Origin of the sequence: Pedobacter gandavensis, from assembly GCF_032678465.1 — a bacterium.
Classification (GTDB): Bacteria; Bacteroidota; Bacteroidia; order Sphingobacteriales; family Sphingobacteriaceae; genus Pedobacter; species Pedobacter gandavensis_B.
In genome coordinates this window covers 253,335-270,333 of the sequence record NZ_JAVTSK010000002.1, presented here as the reverse complement: position 1 = coordinate 270,333, position 16,999 = coordinate 253,335, and the positions used below count along the sequence as shown (strand labels likewise).

The window sequence follows — 16,999 nt, the reverse complement described above, 5'->3', positions numbered from 1 at the left end:
ATATTTACTTCAAAATAACATAATTTTGCACTAATTCAAAGCATCAATATACTAATTAATTCTGTTTGAAAAGTAAAAAAGCTATTATCGAGGACGCAGTCAACACGTTACAACTGGAATCACAATCCATCCTTGGGCTAATTGACCATATAAATGATGATTTTTGCCAGATTATCGACCATATTCTGCAATGTAAGGGGCGTGTGATCGTCACCGGAATAGGCAAAAGCGCTATTATTGCTCAAAAAATAGTGGCAACTTTTAATTCTACGGGCACACCATCCAGCTTTATGCATGCTGCTGACGCAGTACATGGCGATCTTGGAATGATTCAAAAAGACGATATTGTCATCTGTATTTCAAAAAGCGGAAATACACCTGAAATCAAAGTACTCGCTCCACTACTAAAACAATCCGGCAATCTGATGATTGGCATGGTTGGACAACTCAATTCGGAACTGGCTGCACAGGCAGATTTAATTCTGAATACCACCGTTACAAAAGAAGCCTGTCCGCATAACCTGGCTCCTACCACCAGCACTACTGCCCAATTGGCCATGGGCGATGCTTTAGCCATTTGTCTGCTCAATGCAAGAAATTTCAATGAGGAAGATTTTGGCAGGTATCATCCCGGAGGTGCATTAGGCAAACGTCTGTATTTAAAATCAGGTGACATCGCCCTTAAGAACCAGAAACCCTCCATACCTCCAGGAGCTTCCGTTAAAGATGTCATTATTGAAATTAGCCAAAACCGTTTAGGCGCAGTGGTTGTTATTGAGGCGGATACGATTTTAGGAATCATTACTGATGGAGATATCAGGAGAATGTTAGAAAAACATACTAATTTAGCCGACATTAAAGCAAGTGATTTAATGAACCCTCATCCTAAAACTATAGAAAAAGATCTTTTAGCTATCAATGCATTAGAAATGATTAAGGAGAATAACATCACTCAATTATTAGTGACAGATGGCGGAGCGTACTTTGGGATGATCCATTTACATGACCTTCTTCAGGAAGGCATAATTTAATACTTTCAATTTAGCATGAATAAAAATAATTACGCACTAATAATGGCCGGTGGCGTTGGCAGTAGATTTTGGCCAGTGAGCAGAACAGAGTTCCCTAAGCAGTTCATTGACTTCTTTGGAATTGGAAAAACACTGATTCAAAGCACTTACGAGCGTTTCTTGAAAGTTTGTCCACCGGAAAATATTTTTGTAGTGACCAACGAGATCTATACAGATATCGTGAAAGAACAACTTCCGGGCCTGAACACAAATCAGATCCTTGCAGAGCCAATTATGAGAAACACAGCTCCCTGCGTTTCTTATGGTTCCATGAAAATCCTTAACCTGAATCCTAATGCGACCATTGTTGTAGCGCCTTCAGATCATACGATTACCAATCAGGATGCATTTATTGCCGCCATAGAGCAATCTTTAAAAGCAGCTTCGGAAAACGACTGCCTGATTACTTTAGGAATCAAGCCAAGCAGACCTGACACCGGTTATGGCTATATCCAGTACATAGAAAACACCCTTCCTACGGATGAGCAAATTCATAAGGTGAAAATCTTTACTGAAAAACCGAATCTGGAACTCGCCAAATCCTTTATTCAAAGTGGAGATTTCTTATGGAATGCAGGGATTTTCATTTGGTCCGCCAAATCCATCACTAAAGCCTTCGCTAAGCACCTTCCGGATATGCATGAGATCTTCCTTCAGGGGAATCCGGTATACAACACCGAAAGAGAAGCAAGCTTCATCAGCGACGCTTATCAACAGTGCACCAATATCTCTATAGATTTTGGAATCATGGAGAAAGCAGACAATGTGTATGTCCTTCCTGCTGACTTTGGCTGGTCCGACCTGGGTACCTGGGCCTCCATCTACGAAATTGCAGCACATGATTACGTAGGAAATGCTGTAATTCCGGCAGAGAAAGTAATGATGTTCGATTCTTCCAACTGTATGGTAAATGTACCAAAAGATAAACTTGTGATCCTTCAAGGACTCCACGACTATATTGTAGTAGAATCCAACAATACCCTGATGATTTGTCCTAGAACAGAAGAACAAAATATAAAACAAATTGTCGCCGATGTAAAATCGAAATTTGGTACAAAATATATATAAACAATTCGTTACCATTTAACAATACATCCGGATTCTGGCCAATGCTAGAATTCGGATGTATTGTTTTTAACATTTTTCCCTGCCCAAAATTACCAATACAATGACTAAGTACTTATACGGAATTGACTTTGGAACTACCAATTCTGCACTATCTATCTACGACGATGAGCAACAAGAAATCATCGCTACCATTACCGTTCCATCCATCCTTTACTTCAAAGACGAAGCCTCCGAAACAGATTCTATTACTCATTTCGTTGGGGAAGATGCGATAAACGCTTACATCAGTGATGGCATGAAAGGCCGTTTCATGAAATCAGTTAAAAGAGTACTCCCAAGAACCAGTTTCATTGAAACCCGGGTATTCACCAAAAAATATAATGCTTCAGACCTGGTTACCCTGATCTTAAAAGACCTGAAACAAAAAGCAGATGAAATTATCGGCTATGACTGCCAGAAAGCAATTATTGGCCGTCCTGTTTTCTTTGATGATGAAAGCACTGCAAAAGATGCTTTAGCTCAAAAACGTTTAAACAAGGCAGCAGAAAATGCTGGCTTTACCAATATCCGTTTTCAATTTGAACCCATTGGGGCAGCCTTTGCTTATGAGCAAAGCATCACCAAAAAGGAAAAAGTACTGGTTGCCGATCTTGGAGGCGGTACCACAGATTTCACCTACCTGGAATTAGATCCTGCCAAAGTGGGCAGTAAGGACCGTAAAAATGACATCCTTGCCACCGGGGGTATATATATTGGTGGGGATAGCTTTGATTCCTCTTTTATGTGGGATCAGGGAACTCCTCATTTTGGAAAGGATACCCTTTACGAAGCTGCGCCAGGTAAAATGCTGACTGTACCTAACTCCTATTTCAGCAATATCTGCTCCTGGGAACAGATGAACTTCTTTAATGGAATCAAAGTGAGAAATGACATCCAGACTTATTATCATTATTCGAAACAAGATCCAAAATTCAAAAATCTGATCACCCTGACAGATCACAATCTGGGTTATTCCGTATTTCAATCAATAGAGAAAACAAAAGTAGCTTTATCCAAAGACGAAGAGGCACCATTTGTATATCGGAATATGGACATAGAAATTGACCAGAACGTAAGTCTGGAACAATACAATAAAATTATCCAAAGAGATTTGAGAAAGATCAGCATGTATCTGGATGAGTTTTTAACGAAAAACAAAATCAACCCTTCGGAGATCGACAGTTTATTCCTGACTGGAGGAACTTCTATGGTCTCTGCAGTAAAAGAATTGTTTAACAGTAGATTCCCTGAAGTACCGGTCAACTCTGGTGACAACTTCATTAGTGTAGCTAAAGGACTGGCTTATAGCGGATACTTATTTGAGGAAGCTTAAAAAAAATGGGAGCCTGTGTAACACAGGCTCCCATCCTATTAAAATATCGTAATTAACTATGACAACTGACGTTGTCTGATTGCTTCGTAAAGAATAACACCTGCTGAAACAGAAACATTCAATGAACTGATCTCTCCAATCATCGGTATTTTTGCCAGGTGATTGGCCATTCTCATAATCTCATTTGAGATTCCCTCGTCCTCTGCTCCCATTACAATTGCCGTAGGCGCCGTATAATCCGGTGCATAAATCAAATCATTTGTTTTCTCGGTACAGGCAACAATCTGCAAACCACAATCCTGTAAATACAAAGCGATTTTATGAAGATTTGGATGTCTGCATACCGGAATACTGAATAAAGCACCAGCCGAAGTTTTAATGGCATCTGCATTAATTTGTGCGGAATTTTTAGTAGGCACAATGATGGCATGCGCTCCAGCACAAGCTGCTGTTCTGGCAATTGCCCCCATGTTACGCACATCAGTAATGCCATCCAGGATCAATACCAATGGCACCTCACCTTTCTCATAAACCGCAGGGATAATGTCTTCAATTTTCTGAAAAGAAATCGCAGAAATCACTGCAATCACACCCTGGTGATTCTTTAGGGTCATTCTGTTCAGTTTTTCTACCGGTACATTATGAATCGGCGCGTCTACCCCTTTCAAAATCCCTTTCAGCTCCAGAATCAAATCACCGCCTAATCCACGTTGAATGTAAATACTTTCAATATCTTTACCAGCCTTAATAGCCTCTATTACAGCGCGTATGCCAAATACGAATTCATTATTTTCTTTAGCTCTTGCAGGTCTCCTCGAATGTTCCATCTTTCTTAAAATTGAAGCGCAAAAATAGCTGAAATTATGCGATTAAAGGAAACCTATTTTCCAGGCAAGCTAAATTGCTCTTTTCCACATAGTTTAGTGAGCAAAAACTGGACTTCCTGAAATTCAGCAGCGCAAATTGGATATTTACCCTTTTTAAATGTTCATAAAGAATTAAGTAAAGGCACTAATTTTTCCATATTTTTGTAGCCATGAGTAACGACAACGGAAATCAGGGAACAGATAAAGCGACTTTCAGCGCCAGAAAGGCCAGACTAAGCAACTCTATGAACACCATGGGAAAAATACCTCCCCAGGCATTAGATCTTGAAGAAGCTGTTCTAGGTGCTTTAATGTTAGAAAAGGATGCCTTATCTACCGTAATTGACATTTTAAAACCTGAAGTATTTTATGCTGAAGCACATAAAAAAATCTTCGAGGCAATTGCTTTATTATTCCAGAAATCAAAACCTGTTGATATTTTAACTGTTACTTCCGAGCTTAGAAATCTGGGCTTATTGGAAATGGTAGGTGGTGCTTATTACATTACCAATTTAACCAATAGAGTTGCTTCTGCTGCAAACATTGAATATCACTCCAGAATTATTTCTCAAAAATACATTCAAAGAGAACTGATTAGGATCTCATCTGAGATCATTCAGAACGCTTATGAAGACACTACAGATATTTTCGACCTGTTGGATCATGCCGAGAAAAACCTGTTTGATATTGCACAGAACAATTTACGCAGGGATACCCAGAAAATGGACGAGATTGTAAAACAATCCCTGGCCACTTTAGAAGCACTTCGTGGAAAAAGCGATGGACTAACAGGTGTACCTTCCGGCTTTACCGACCTCGATCGCATTACCGGTGGATGGCAACCATCAGATTTAGTGATCATCGCGGCACGTCCGGCAATGGGAAAGACCGCCTTCGTTCTAACTTGTGCGAGAAATGCCGCAGTAGATTTCAAACGTCCGGTAGTGGTATTCTCCCTGGAGATGTCCTCTGTTCAGTTGGTGAATCGTTTGATTTCCGGAGAAACGGAAATTGAACAGGAGAAAATCAGAAAAGGAAATCTGGCAGAATGGGAATGGCAACAGCTCCATAGCAAAATCGGTACTTTAACAGAAGCTCCATTATTAATTGATGATACCCCTGCCCTGAATATCTTTGAATTCAGAGCAAAATGCCGAAGATTAAAATCTCAATACGATTTACAGTTGATCATCATCGATTACCTCCAGTTGATGCATGGTAAAGGTGAAGGTGGTGGTGGAAACAGGGAGCAGGAAATCGGTAGTATTTCCAGAGCCCTGAAATCTGTAGCTAAAGAATTAAACGTTCCAGTATTAGCGCTATCTCAGTTGAGTCGTGCGGTAGAGAGCAGGCCTGGTCAGAACGGTAAACGTCCGATGCTTTCGGATTTACGTGAATCCGGTTCCATTGAGCAGGATGCGGATATGGTACTCTTCCTTTACAGACCTGAATATTATGGTATTACTGAGGATGAGCAGGGACGTTCACAAGCAGGTATTGGAGAAGTAATTATCGCGAAACACCGTAACGGTGAAACTGGTATTGTTCCATTACGCTTCATTGGTAAATACGTTAAATTCGCAGATTTGGAGGATAATTTTGCAGCACCGACTTCCTTCTCAATGGACAGTACGAGTGCAGGTATGGCGCCTTCACAGGATTTTGACCGCCCGGCTGGAAACGTCATCATCAAACCATCCAGAATGGATGATATGCATGACGATGACGCTCCTTTTTAAAGGATAAGATTATAAGAAATAACCTAATAAAATGCCCGCCAATACAATTATTGGTGGGCTTATTTTTGTGAAATTAAGCACCAGAAAAGTGCCAATCATTACTCCGATCGACATCAGATTCAGACCGATCGGCTGTACCAACAGGATAAATGCAGCAATAATAAAGCCCACACTCACGGCATTGATCCCTACCATAGAGTATTTAATCCTCGAAATCTTCTTCAAATCTTCCCAGAACGGCACAATAAACAACACCAAGATCAAACCTGGAAGATTTATTCCCATTACCGCTACAAAACCTCCGAGTATCTGACCTGTTAAGCCATAGCCAAAGGTCTTCATACTCATTGCCCCTACATAACTCGTAAATGAAAAGGTTGGTCCGGGTAAAGCCTGCTGTAATGCAAAACCTGAAAGAAAATTAGTACCATTGAGGTAATGCTTCATTTCTACGAACTCCGTAAACATCAAAGGCACCAAAACTTGTCCACCACCAAAAATGAGAATCCCATTCCGGTAAAAATTCTCAAACAACCTGATCGGTAAACTAAATAGGGAAGTACGATTGATAATCGCACCTAAAGAGGCCAGGATCAACAATACCCCAATAAAATAAATCAATTTTTTAGGGTTGATGTTAGAAAACAACCTTACTCTCAATTCACTTTCTTCTTTAGGTGTCCCGATAGCAGAAGAAATCATTCCTCCAATCAAAATGGCGATTGGAAAAACGTAAGCATTCCTCAATACCATGGTGATGACCACCGCAGCAATGGCCAGAAAGATGGTCAACTGTGAAACCAGGACTCTTTTTGCTAAATTAAAGGCGCCAAAGGCAACAATTCCCAAAGCAATGGGCTGAATGTACTCTAGAATTTCAGAAAACTTCTGCTGCTGATCCCATTTTGCGAAACTAATGGCCGCAAAAGTCATCAGCGCCGCTGAAGGAATGATCCAGATCAGAAAAGTAATCAAAGCCAGTTTTAGTCCGCCCACCTTATACCCGATCCCAACCAAAGTCTGGGTGGAAGCCGGACCAGGTAATACCTGAGAGAGTGCATTGAGTTCCAGCAATTCCTCTTCTGTAATATACCTGACGTTTTTCACGAAATATTTAAGCAGTAATGCAAGATGCGCCTGTGCCCCTCCAAAGGCAGTAAAAGTAAAAAGGAACACATCTCTGATAAACAACAGTTGTCTTTTGTTCACCATCCCCATGGTTAATCGTCTTCGTAATCCAGTCCGGCAGCCGAATTATAAGCGCCCTGCAATTCTGAAAATGCATGCATATCTCTTTTGTTCCTAGCTACTGCCATTCCTTTCTGATAAATTTCCAATGCAGTTTCCTTTTGTCCAACTTTCTCATATAGCTTACCAAGATGGTAATAAGTACCTACATAATCCGGGTGATCACTGGTCAGTTTTAAGTAAAATTCAAATGCCTTTTCTACGTCGTTTGAATTGTTGTATTCTGTAGCTAAAGCGTACAGAACGAATGGATCATGAGGGTCATTGGATAAAAACTCCAATAACTTTGCTAATCGGGTACTTTGCATTTTAAATCCCTGCTTTTTTAATTAGATTTGCAAAAAGACAATTTTATGAAAATATTAGTTTGTATCAGTAATGTGCCCGACACAACGACAAAAATAACTTTTACTAACGATAATACACAATTCAATACATCAGGCGTACAATTTATTGTAAATCCATATGATGAAATTGCCTTATCTAAAGCAATTGAACTGTGTGAGGGTGGTAAAGGAACCGTTACCGTAATCAATGTTGGAGAGAGTACTACAGACCCAACCATAAGAAAAGCACTTGCTATCGGAGCAGATGATGCTGTCAGAATCAATGCTGAACCTAGAGACGCCTATTTTACCGCTTATCAAATTGCGGAATATGCGAAAACCAAAGACTTCGATATGATCCTTTGCGGTCGTGAATCTATTGATTATAATGGATCTCAGGTAGCAGCTATGGTTGGCGAATTTTTAGATATCCCTTCGATCTCTATCATCAAGAAATTGGATTATGATGGAACGACAGCGACAATAGAACGTGAAATTGAAGGTGGAAAAGAAGTAGTTACCGTAACTGGCAAGTTTATTGCAAGTTGTGCGGAAGGTACGGCTGTTCCTACTATCCCAAATATGAGAGGTATTATGTCTGCAAGATCTAAACCGCTACAAGTTGTTGAAGCCAAAGACATCGCGCAAATCAGCAAGGTCACTAAATTTGAGACCCCTGCCCCACGTGGTGCCGTAAAACTGATCCCTGCAGAATCTGCAGCACAACTGATCGGACTTTTACATACAGAAGCTAAAGTCATCTAAACCGTTCTATTCTCATTTTTAAAATTATTTAATAAAGATCTTATGTCAGTTTTAGTATATGTAGAACAAGTCGATGGTAAGTTTAAGAAATCTGTTTTTGAAGCAGTAGCTTATGCGAAAGCCATTGCAGATACAAAAGGAACTAATTTAACCGCAATATCTATCGGTAATGTTGGAGAAAACGAATTAAAAGAGTTGGGTAAATACGGCGCTTCTAAAGTATTAAATGTTACCAACGACCAATTAAAAAACTTCGTAAACCAGGCTTATGCTTCGGTCATCGCAGAAGCTGCTAAAAAAGAAACCGCAGATGTAGTGGTATTGTCTAACTCTTTCTCTGGAAAAGGTTTGGCACCACGTGTTGCTGTAAAACTGGAAGCCGGTTTGGTAGATGGTGCAGTAGAGTTACCTAAATTAGATGCTGGCACTTTTTCAGTAAAGAAAAATGCCTTTTCTGGTAAAGCATTTGCCATTACTGAACTGACATCGGCAATTAAGGTAATTGCTTTAAATCCTAATGCTTTTGGCGTAAAGGAATCTCCGGTGGACGTTGTCATTGAAACTTTCGCTCCGGAACTGAAAAGCACAGACTTAGCTGCGATTGTTAAAGAAATCGTGAGGGCCACTGATAAAATATCTTTACCGGATGCCGAATTGGTAGTTTCCGCAGGGCGAGGCCTTAAAGGACCTGAAAACTGGGGAATGATTGAAGAGCTTGCCGGGTTACTTGGTGCAGCTACAGCCTGCTCTAAACCAGTATCAGATGCAGATTGGAGACCACATTCAGAACACGTTGGACAAACTGGTATCGCCATCAGTCCAAATCTATATATCGCCATTGGTATTTCTGGAGCAATCCAGCATTTAGCAGGCGTAAGTTCTTCAAAAGTAATCGTCGTGATCAATAAGGATCCTGAAGCACCTTTCTTCAAAGTTGCGGATTACGGTATCGTAGGTGATGCCTTTGAAGTTGTTCCTCAATTAATAGAAGCATTAAAAGCACATAAAGGCTAAATAAATATCCGGCTGAAATTTTGTTTCAGCCGGGTATTACTTAAGATGAAAAAAGTAAAACTCGAAATTATCGGTTTGTCTTATAGCCAAACCCAATCAGGTGCTTATGCACTGGTTCTTGGCGAAGTAAATGGCAGAAGACGTCTTCCGATCATCATCGGCGCGTTTGAAGCACAAGCTATTGCCATTGAAATTGAGAAGATGGTCCCAAGCAGACCACTTACCCATGATCTGTTCAAAACTTTTGCGCAGACTTATCATGTACAAATCACAGAGGTATTGATCTACAACCTGGTAGAGGGTGTATTTTTTGCCAAGCTCATTTGTACGGATGGCGAAACGATTCAGGAAATTGATGCCAGAACCTCTGATGCCATTGCATTGGCCGTTCGCTTCAATGCCAGCATCTACACCTACGAATTTATCCTTTCTTCGGCCGGTATTGTCATTGAAGGCAATGACTTCCTTTTCTTAGAAAACATGGATAACATTTCTAAAGAACACAGTTCAGAAGACATGAGCCCTCCTATCTCAGGGCCAAATTACAAATCACTTAGCATAGAAGAATTAAATCAGAAACTTCAGGAGGCCATTGCCGAAGAAGCCTATGAGAAAGCAGCCAGGATTCGTGATGAATTAAACAGAAGAAATTCCGCATAACTCCCTATCGTTTATTATTTTAAATATCTTATCTCAATTTAGAGGATCTATTCAAAATAGTTCTATCTTGAAGTATTAATTCAAAAAACAACTAAATTATTATTTATGAATGTTAAGTTACGCTTAACTCTGATGAATTTTCTACAATTCTTTATCTGGGGTTCATGGCTTATTACTATTGGCGTGTATTGGTTCCAGAATAAAGGATGGTCAGGCGCAGAATTTGGAGTGATCTTTTCTACCATGGGAATCTCTTCCATTTTTATGCCAGCACTTGCCGGAATTATTTCAGATCGTTTTGTTAATGCGGAAAAACTATACGGAGCTTTGCATATTTTAGGTGCATGTGTGCTGTTTTGCTTGCCAATGGTAACAAACCCAAGTACTTTTTTCTGGGTGATTCTACTCAATATGATCTTTTATATGCCAACGCTCTCCTTATCGATTACCGTTGCATATACTGCGCTTAAGAATGCGAAACAGGACGTCGTCAAAGATTACCCTCCGATCAGAATCTGGGGTACCATTGGCTTCATTGCGGCCTTATGGGTAGTGAGCTTAACCGGAAACGAAGCCTCTTCTAATCAATTTTACATTGCATCAGGTGTTTCTCTGGCTTTAGGTCTTTATGCCTTTACCCTACCGAAATGTCCGCCATTATCAAATAAAGTAGAAAGCAAATCTTTTGTAGATGCCTTAGGATTAAGGGCTTTCACCTTATTTAAGCAAAAGAAGTTTGCTGTTTTTTTCCTGTTCTCTATGTTTTTAGGTGCAGCATTACAGCTCACCAACGCATATGGAGATACTTATTTGCATGATTTTAAAGAAATTCCTGAATTTAAGGATCTACTTGCTGTAAAATATCCTGCAATTATCATGTCTATTTCACAAATCTCTGAAACCTTGTTTATTTTAGCTATTCCCTTTTTCTTAAGGAAATTTGGAATTAAGTATGTGATGTTGTTGAGTATGCTAGCCTGGGTATTGAGATTTGGTCTTTTTGCTTTTGGTGATCCTGCAGGCGGATTATGGATGATCATTGTGTCTTGTATCGTATATGGTATGGCCTTCGATTTCTTTAATATTTCAGGTTCTCTATTCGTAGAAACCCAGATTGATGAAAAAATCAGAGGTAGTGCCCAGGGACTATTCATGATGATGGTGAACGGATTTGGTGCCTTATTTGGAAGTTTTACCAGCGGACTGATCATTGAACACTTCTTTACTGCTGCAAACCAAAGTAAAGATTGGCAAGGGATCTGGTTAACTTTTGCAGCTTATACATTAGTACTGGCCATCACATTCCCTTTCATCTTTAAGTACAAACACAACAAAGCGGAGTTAAATGCGATCAATGCATTGAACCACTAAAAAACAATAATGCCTCTCCTATGTCTGGTAAATACCGTAAAGAAAAAGACTGTTTAAACTGTGGCCATCAGGTCGAAGCTCATTTCTGCTCCTACTGCGGGCAGGAAAATATCATTGTAAAAGAAGATGCACTACATATGGTAGTGCATGCTGTTTCTGATTATTTTCATTTTGAATCGAAGTTCTTTGGTACCATCAAACCACTGCTATTTCAACCTGGTGTATTAACGCAAAAGTATGTAGAAGGCAAAAGAGCAACTTATTTACACCCAATAAAACTATACATCTTTATTAGTATTGTATTTTTCCTGGTCGCATTGAGTGGGAATGACAAGAAAGAAAAAGTAGAAAAAAAGGCAACAACTGCAGCTCATTCTACCGAAACTAATCCCTCATTAAATATTGGAAATGTTGGTATTATAGGCAGCATCAAGAAAAAAGCAGAGGAGGCCAAACGGATCAATGACAGTTCAGAAAAAAAAGGCGGAGCCCTACAGTGGAACATGTCCTCTGATTCAACCATTGAGGCTTACCAAAAGCGACAAGTGTCTTTAGCAAAAAAAGATCGTGATGGTTATTTTACCAGATACTTTATAAAGAAATCTATTAAAATTAACCGTTCAAAGGAAGGGGGTGAAAAATTGGAGGAAGGTTTATTACACAACATTCCAAAACTCATGTTCCTACTGCTGCCACTTTTTGCATTGCTACTTAAACTCGTATACTTCAATAAGAAAAAGTACTATTTTGAACATTTAATTTACTCCTTTCATGTTCATAGTGCCATATTTCTTGTTGTTCTGATCAGCACATTAATCACCTGGGTGGTTGGCTTTGTTTATGACATCAGCCAGGTTACCTTTGTACTTTGCTTTTTCTATATCACCTGGTATATCTATCAATCATTAAGAACATTTTATGGCGACCGTATATGGGTGACCATATTAAAATATTTCCTGCTGATTACCTGTTATACCATTGTGATGACCTTTACCATCCTATTAGGTCTTAGCGTATTATCAGCAATGATGTAATGCAAAATCAATCCATAAAAAAACCGCTTCATGCCTGGGCATGAAGCGGTTTTTTTATGGATCAGAACTTAACTAGCGTTTATCTAAAGGAACAAACTCTCTGTTAGTATGACCAACGTACACCTGACGTGGGCGACCGATTGGTTCTTTATTCTCATGCATTTCTTTCCATTGTGCAATCCATCCCGGCAGACGGCCTAAAGCAAACAATACGGTAAACATATCCGTAGGGAAACCTAAGGCTCTGTAAATAATACCAGAATAGAAATCAACGTTAGGATAAAGTTTACGCTCTACAAAATAAGGATCGTTCAATGCTGCTTCCTCTAATTTCTTGGCAATCTCCAATACAGGATCATTGATGCCTAATTTCTCTAAAATGTCATCACAAGCTTTCTTAATGATTTTCGCTCTTGGGTCAAAGTTTTTATACACCCTGTGACCAAAACCCATCATACGGAAAGGATCGTTTTTATCTTTTGCTTTATTGATCCATTTTTCAGTATCACCACCATCTTCTTTAATGCGTTCCAGCATTTCGATTACAGCCTGATTGGCACCACCATGAAGTGGACCCCATAAAGCAGCGATTCCTGCAGAAACAGAAGCATAAAGGTTGCAGTCTGATGAACCTACCATTCTTACCGTCGAAGCAGAACAGTTTTGCTCATGATCAGCATGTAAGATCAATAAAGTATTCATTGCATTTACCACTACCGGATCAATATCAATTTCTTCTGTACGCTGACCAAAGATCATGTTTAAGAAATTACTAACGTAGTCGTATTTATTTTTTGGATAGATCAGTGGATGACCTAAAGATTTTTTATAAATGAAGGATACAATTGTTGGGAACTTCGCCAATAACTTAATCATGGTCAGATCCATGGTTTCAGGCGAAGAATTTGCATTTAAAGATTCCGGATAGAATGTAGATAATGAGCATACCAATGAAGCCAATTGCGCCATCGGATGAGATTTAGAAGGATAACCATCTAAGAACTTTTTCATGTCTTCATGAATCAGCGTATGACGGCTGATCGAAACCTGAAAATCAGATAATTGCTCCGTTGTTGGTAAATCGCCATATATAAGCAGGTATGCTACTTCTAGAAAGGTAGATTTCTCCGCCAGCTCTTCGATAGAATAACCACGGTATTTTAAAATCCCTTTTTCTCCGTCTAAAAAGGTAATTGCACTTTTTGTGGATCCGGTGTTTTTATAACCAAAGTCTAAGGTAATGTGACCGGTTAAATCTCTAAGTTTCGAAATATCTATAGACTTCTCCCCTTCGGTACCGGTAATAACGGGAAATTCATAGACTTTTCCGTCAATCTTAATTTCTGCAATATCTGACATATATATATCTTAAATTTATAATAAACAAAATTAGCTAATCGAAATTGATTAGCATTTGATCAGCGCTAACAAAGCTGTTAAATAATTATTAAATGTGAGTCAAGAATAAGTAAGAATCTGCGAAATTACTTCGCTGATTTGATTTCTTCGGCCACTCTACCACACTCCATCATTTCATCTCCATAATATGGATTCTGGATTTTCTGTTCTGAAGACAACCAATCACCACCATCACCTTTATTGGCCATTGGGCAATGTTGCACATAGATGGTGCCTGCTTCCAGCTCCGCATGCTTAAACAAAGCAATCAGGTCGGTACTTAATGCCGTAAAATCTTTTCTTTGTGCGGCGATATCTTTTGCTGTAGCGATTTTATCTGCGATCAGCGCTGTGCTTTCACAACCTTTCTGATTGGCCAGATTTACCTTCAATGCTGCTGCCGCTTTCGTAGCTTCTTCAAATTTAGTACTTACCAAAGCATCTTTCAGAACGATGTAGCCATTATAAATAGACTGAACATTGGCATCTTTCAATTTTACATTTGCAGTTGTCCCGGGGGCTGCAGCTGTTGCAGAAGTAGAATCCGGAGCACTTAATGCAACTTTCTGGTTAGTGTTGTTCGTACAAGATGTAGCAATCATAATTGCTGCTACAGCGAAGTATCTTTTCATATAAGTTTTTTTGTTTTTATGAATAACAGATCTATGATATTCTGTTTTTTGGTTAAATTACAGTTTTAATTTTAAATAAATAAAAAAGCCCCTGAAAAAAACAGGGGCTTAGTGTAAATAAGTCTTTTTCAGACCTATAATTTAAAGCCATAGGCAATACGCAAAGCAACTTGTCCGGTATTAAAACCGTTCTTTGGCAAGCCCTCATATTTAACACCAAGATCTAATCCGCTGCTCCAGGCATATCCAATTGCCGGAGAATACAAAAATGAAGTACCCGAATTTTTCGTTACTCCAAAGGCTGCACCTACTTCTCCCATTCCATATAGTCCTGAACCGCTGGGATCAAAAAACACTTTCATACCAGCTTTCAATGGGATGTATCCATAATCCGGAACATCAAACCCATTTTTGTTTTCTCCGATAAAATGAGTGTAACCCGTAGTAATAGGAACAGAAATCTGTTTTGAAACATCAAACTGCATTCTCGCATCCGCACCTATAGCAAAACTATAGCCATCGGTGGTAGGAACACCTAAATTAACACCCACACCGAGTTTCTGCGCATTTACATTCGTACTAAAGAATAAAGCCACAACAGCTGCTGTTGAGGCAATAAGGGTGGTCGATTTTTTCATGTTGTAATTTCGTTGTTATGCGCCAACATTTACAAAATGCATGCCATTGGAAATATTTTATCCTTTAAAAAGACAAATCCTGCTGATAAGCGGTCATCACTTTCCCATATAAATCTGCTTCATCCTGAGCCGCATCAAACCAATGAATCTTCAATCCATCCTTTTCCATTTTCCTGAAAAAAGTCATCTGACGCTTCGAAAACTGGCATATCGCTGTACCTAAACGTAATTTAAGCGTTTCATAATCCAGCGCTCCATCGAGGTAGGCAATGATAAACTTATACTCCAGGCCATAAAAAATTAAAGTCTCCTTTGACACGCCAATTTCCAACAAACTTTTCACCTCATCAATCATCCCCTCTTTGAATCTGGCTTCCATTCTGGCCACAATTTTCTCTCTGCGCAAAGCGACCTCTGTTTGCAATCCCACAATAAAGGGAGTGATTAATGGCCTTTTTACAGGAGAGAATTCATGCTGTTGCAAATATGTGGCAATTTCCAGAACCCTAATCAATCTTTTATGGGAAGAAAGATCGGCGTGTGCCACCAACTTCTCCGGATAATTCCCTAGCATTGCCCTTAACTCCGAAATATCTTTCGGTAAAAGCCTCGCCCGTAAACCCTCGTTTACCGGAATTGCGGTATATTCCTGCTCCTGTAAGATGCTATGCACATACATTCCGGTGCCACCGCATAAGATGGGCAACTTCCTTCTGGCGGTCAGCGCTTCGAAAACCTGGTAAAAATCTTCCTTATACTCATTTACATTATACTTCTCCCCAGCATCTTTGATGTTGATCAGGTGATAAGGAATATCTTTTCCATGAATGCGGTACTCCTGAAGGTCCTTTCCGGTCCCTATGTCCATATTTCGAAAAACCTGTCGGCTGTCGGCACTAATAATCTCAGCACCTAAAGCTTCCGCAAGTTTTACTGCAAGTTTAGTTTTTCCTGACGCTGTAGGTCCGAGTACAACTAATAGTGGGTGATGCTCCATTTACAAGTATAAGATGTATTTTAAATTTCCGGTATTGAATACAGGAAGATAATGATGATCAATTAAAAATTGTTGCTTTGCCCTTTGATCCAGGGAACTTAGTAAATCAGATAGCGCTAAGGGCAGCCTGGGCATCGTTTTTCGGGTATAATCCTTTAAATCCAACCACATCGCTAAAGGTTCCGTGGTATTGACCAGTTTAAAACCCGAAGAAGCATAAGCATTTCCTAAAGACCAATCCCTATCCGCATAACTCATCAGATCATTGGGTTTTACGAGATGGATAAAATGTTTGAGTAATTTACTAAAACCACCGGTTACGGTGAAACCAATCTGACTGGCAAAACGTACCAACTCATAAGAACGATAATCCGGGGCAATGCGCTTCATCGGCCTTGCCGCACTAAATAAAGCAACAGCCACGATTTCCTCTCCAATGACCAATGCAAATTTGTATTTTGTTTTTGCAGAACCCTGCAAATGGTGCTTCCATAAGAATTCATCTGCCTGAACCTGATTAATCGCTAAGATTTTGCCTTTACGACCATGAAGTGTCTTATTTAAACCTAAAATAGAAGCAATTCTTCCCAGAACCTGATACCTGCGACTGTGCCAAACATCTTCCCATAAATGAACTAAATAGCAGTTTTGCTCCTGGTACTTTGTTTGTAAGGCAATAAAATCTTCAGGATTGCCGCTATCTGCTAAGGAAACCAAATGTATGGCTACTTGTTGATGGTCCAGAAAAACCAGGTCATTTCCTTCTTCTTCCGTAAAAGCGATACCTTTATTCACTAATTC

At 39.6% G+C, this 16,999-nt stretch carries 17 protein-coding genes; 9 read left to right on the top strand and 8 right to left on the bottom strand.

Annotated elements, in window-relative coordinates:
* Positions 1–65: 65 nt before the first annotated feature.
* The 3 genes from R2Q94_RS04200 to R2Q94_RS04190 all read left to right on the top strand — a co-directional run bounded on the left by R2Q94_RS04200 (position 66) and on the right by R2Q94_RS04190 (position 3,510).
* Positions 66–1,031 (top strand): KpsF/GutQ family sugar-phosphate isomerase, encoded by a 966-nt coding sequence (locus tag R2Q94_RS04200; protein ID WP_316820186.1) that lies wholly within the window; start codon positions 66–68, stop codon positions 1,029–1,031.
* Positions 1,032–1,046: 15 nt separating this feature from the next.
* On the top strand, positions 1,047–2,138 hold the full coding sequence (locus R2Q94_RS04195) for a mannose-1-phosphate guanylyltransferase (RefSeq protein ID WP_316820185.1): 1,092 nt from the start codon (positions 1,047–1,049) through the stop codon (positions 2,136–2,138).
* A gap of 100 nt (positions 2,139–2,238) precedes the next feature.
* On the top strand, positions 2,239–3,510 hold the full coding sequence (locus R2Q94_RS04190) for an Hsp70 family protein (RefSeq protein WP_316820184.1): 1,272 nt from the start codon (positions 2,239–2,241) through the stop codon (positions 3,508–3,510).
* Positions 3,511–3,566: 56 nt separating this feature from the next.
* Here R2Q94_RS04190 and rlmB read toward each other — a convergent pair whose 3' ends face one another.
* Positions 3,567–4,337, bottom strand: a complete 771-nt coding sequence (gene rlmB / locus R2Q94_RS04185) for a 23S rRNA (guanosine(2251)-2'-O)-methyltransferase RlmB (protein ID WP_316820183.1) — start codon at positions 4,335–4,337, stop codon at positions 3,567–3,569.
* A 209-nt stretch (positions 4,338–4,546) separates the two neighbouring features.
* Here rlmB and dnaB point away from each other — a divergent pair, with 209 nt between their 5' ends.
* Positions 4,547–6,115 (top strand): replicative DNA helicase, encoded by a 1,569-nt coding sequence (dnaB, locus tag R2Q94_RS04180; RefSeq protein ID WP_316820182.1) that lies wholly within the window; start codon positions 4,547–4,549, stop codon positions 6,113–6,115.
* Positions 6,116–6,124: 9 nt separating this feature from the next.
* Here dnaB and chrA read toward each other — a convergent pair whose 3' ends face one another.
* The gene (chrA, locus tag R2Q94_RS04175; protein ID WP_316820181.1) at positions 6,125–7,327 is read right to left on the bottom strand and encodes a chromate efflux transporter; all 1,203 of its coding nucleotides are present in this window, start codon (positions 7,325–7,327) and stop codon (positions 6,125–6,127) included.
* A gap of 8 nt (positions 7,328–7,335) precedes the next feature.
* Positions 7,336–7,671, bottom strand: coding sequence for a tetratricopeptide repeat protein (locus R2Q94_RS04170; protein WP_316820180.1), 336 nt, complete (start codon positions 7,669–7,671; stop codon positions 7,336–7,338).
* A gap of 45 nt (positions 7,672–7,716) precedes the next feature.
* On the opposite strand from R2Q94_RS04170, the gene R2Q94_RS04165 reads away from it, so the two are divergent.
* From R2Q94_RS04165 to R2Q94_RS04145, 5 genes are all read left to right on the top strand, one after another.
* Positions 7,717–8,454: an electron transfer flavoprotein subunit beta/FixA family protein gene (locus R2Q94_RS04165; protein WP_316820179.1), complete on the top strand. Its 738-nt coding sequence runs from the start codon at positions 7,717–7,719 to the stop codon at positions 8,452–8,454.
* A 42-nt stretch (positions 8,455–8,496) separates the two neighbouring features.
* Positions 8,497–9,468 (top strand): electron transfer flavoprotein subunit alpha/FixB family protein, encoded by a 972-nt coding sequence (locus R2Q94_RS04160; protein WP_316820178.1) that lies wholly within the window; start codon positions 8,497–8,499, stop codon positions 9,466–9,468.
* A gap of 45 nt (positions 9,469–9,513) precedes the next feature.
* Entirely contained in the window at positions 9,514–10,128 is a 615-nt protein-coding gene (locus R2Q94_RS04155; RefSeq protein WP_316820177.1) for a bifunctional nuclease family protein, read from the top strand.
* 105 nt (positions 10,129–10,233) lie between these two features.
* Positions 10,234–11,499, top strand: a complete 1,266-nt coding sequence (locus tag R2Q94_RS04150) for a nucleoside permease (protein WP_316820176.1) — start codon at positions 10,234–10,236, stop codon at positions 11,497–11,499.
* A 20-nt stretch (positions 11,500–11,519) separates the two neighbouring features.
* The gene (locus R2Q94_RS04145) at positions 11,520–12,533 is read left to right on the top strand and encodes a DUF3667 domain-containing protein (RefSeq protein WP_316820175.1); all 1,014 of its coding nucleotides are present in this window, start codon (positions 11,520–11,522) and stop codon (positions 12,531–12,533) included.
* A 72-nt stretch (positions 12,534–12,605) separates the two neighbouring features.
* On the opposite strand, the gene R2Q94_RS04140 is transcribed toward R2Q94_RS04145, so the two are convergent.
* From R2Q94_RS04140 to R2Q94_RS04120, 5 genes are all read right to left on the bottom strand, one after another.
* Entirely contained in the window at positions 12,606–13,892 is a 1,287-nt protein-coding gene (locus R2Q94_RS04140; protein ID WP_316820174.1) for a citrate synthase, read from the bottom strand.
* 125 nt (positions 13,893–14,017) lie between these two features.
* Positions 14,018–14,563: a DUF3347 domain-containing protein gene (locus tag R2Q94_RS04135; RefSeq protein ID WP_316820173.1), complete on the bottom strand. Its 546-nt coding sequence runs from the start codon at positions 14,561–14,563 to the stop codon at positions 14,018–14,020.
* 134 nt (positions 14,564–14,697) lie between these two features.
* Positions 14,698–15,201 (bottom strand): hypothetical protein, encoded by a 504-nt coding sequence (locus tag R2Q94_RS04130; protein ID WP_316820172.1) that lies wholly within the window; start codon positions 15,199–15,201, stop codon positions 14,698–14,700.
* Positions 15,202–15,265: 64 nt separating this feature from the next.
* A complete protein-coding gene (miaA, locus tag R2Q94_RS04125; RefSeq protein ID WP_316820171.1) occupies positions 15,266–16,198 on the bottom strand; it encodes a tRNA (adenosine(37)-N6)-dimethylallyltransferase MiaA in 933 nt (310 codons plus the stop codon).
* Positions 16,199–16,993, bottom strand: a complete 795-nt coding sequence (locus R2Q94_RS04120) for a hypothetical protein (protein WP_316820170.1) — start codon at positions 16,991–16,993, stop codon at positions 16,199–16,201.
* Positions 16,994–16,999 lie beyond the last annotated feature (6 nt).

What these genes read in the sequence shown, in the direction of transcription:
- R2Q94_RS04195 (WP_316820185.1), top strand. Translation starts at nt 1,047, where the DNA reads ATGAATAAAAATAATTACGCACTAATAATGGCCGGTGGCGTTGGCAGT.
- R2Q94_RS04190 (WP_316820184.1), top strand. Translation starts at nt 2,239, where the DNA reads ATGACTAAGTACTTATACGGAATTGACTTTGGAACTACCAATTCTGCA.
- rlmB (WP_316820183.1), bottom strand. Translation starts at nt 4,337, where the DNA reads ATGGAACATTCGAGGAGACCTGCAAGAGCTAAAGAAAATAATGAATTC.
- dnaB (WP_316820182.1), top strand. Translation starts at nt 4,547, where the DNA reads ATGAGTAACGACAACGGAAATCAGGGAACAGATAAAGCGACTTTCAGC.
- chrA (WP_316820181.1), bottom strand. Translation starts at nt 7,327, where the DNA reads ATGGTGAACAAAAGACAACTGTTGTTTATCAGAGATGTGTTCCTTTTT.
- R2Q94_RS04170 (WP_316820180.1), bottom strand. Translation starts at nt 7,671, where the DNA reads ATGCAAAGTACCCGATTAGCAAAGTTATTGGAGTTTTTATCCAATGAC.
- R2Q94_RS04165 (WP_316820179.1), top strand. Translation starts at nt 7,717, where the DNA reads ATGAAAATATTAGTTTGTATCAGTAATGTGCCCGACACAACGACAAAA.
- R2Q94_RS04160 (WP_316820178.1), top strand. Translation starts at nt 8,497, where the DNA reads ATGTCAGTTTTAGTATATGTAGAACAAGTCGATGGTAAGTTTAAGAAA.
- R2Q94_RS04155 (WP_316820177.1), top strand. Translation starts at nt 9,514, where the DNA reads ATGAAAAAAGTAAAACTCGAAATTATCGGTTTGTCTTATAGCCAAACC.
- R2Q94_RS04150 (WP_316820176.1), top strand. Translation starts at nt 10,234, where the DNA reads ATGAATGTTAAGTTACGCTTAACTCTGATGAATTTTCTACAATTCTTT.
- R2Q94_RS04145 (WP_316820175.1), top strand. Translation starts at nt 11,520, where the DNA reads ATGTCTGGTAAATACCGTAAAGAAAAAGACTGTTTAAACTGTGGCCAT.
- R2Q94_RS04140 (WP_316820174.1), bottom strand. Translation starts at nt 13,892, where the DNA reads ATGTCAGATATTGCAGAAATTAAGATTGACGGAAAAGTCTATGAATTT.
- R2Q94_RS04135 (WP_316820173.1), bottom strand. Translation starts at nt 14,563, where the DNA reads ATGAAAAGATACTTCGCTGTAGCAGCAATTATGATTGCTACATCTTGT.
- R2Q94_RS04130 (WP_316820172.1), bottom strand. Translation starts at nt 15,201, where the DNA reads ATGAAAAAATCGACCACCCTTATTGCCTCAACAGCAGCTGTTGTGGCT.
- miaA (WP_316820171.1), bottom strand. Translation starts at nt 16,198, where the DNA reads ATGGAGCATCACCCACTATTAGTTGTACTCGGACCTACAGCGTCAGGA.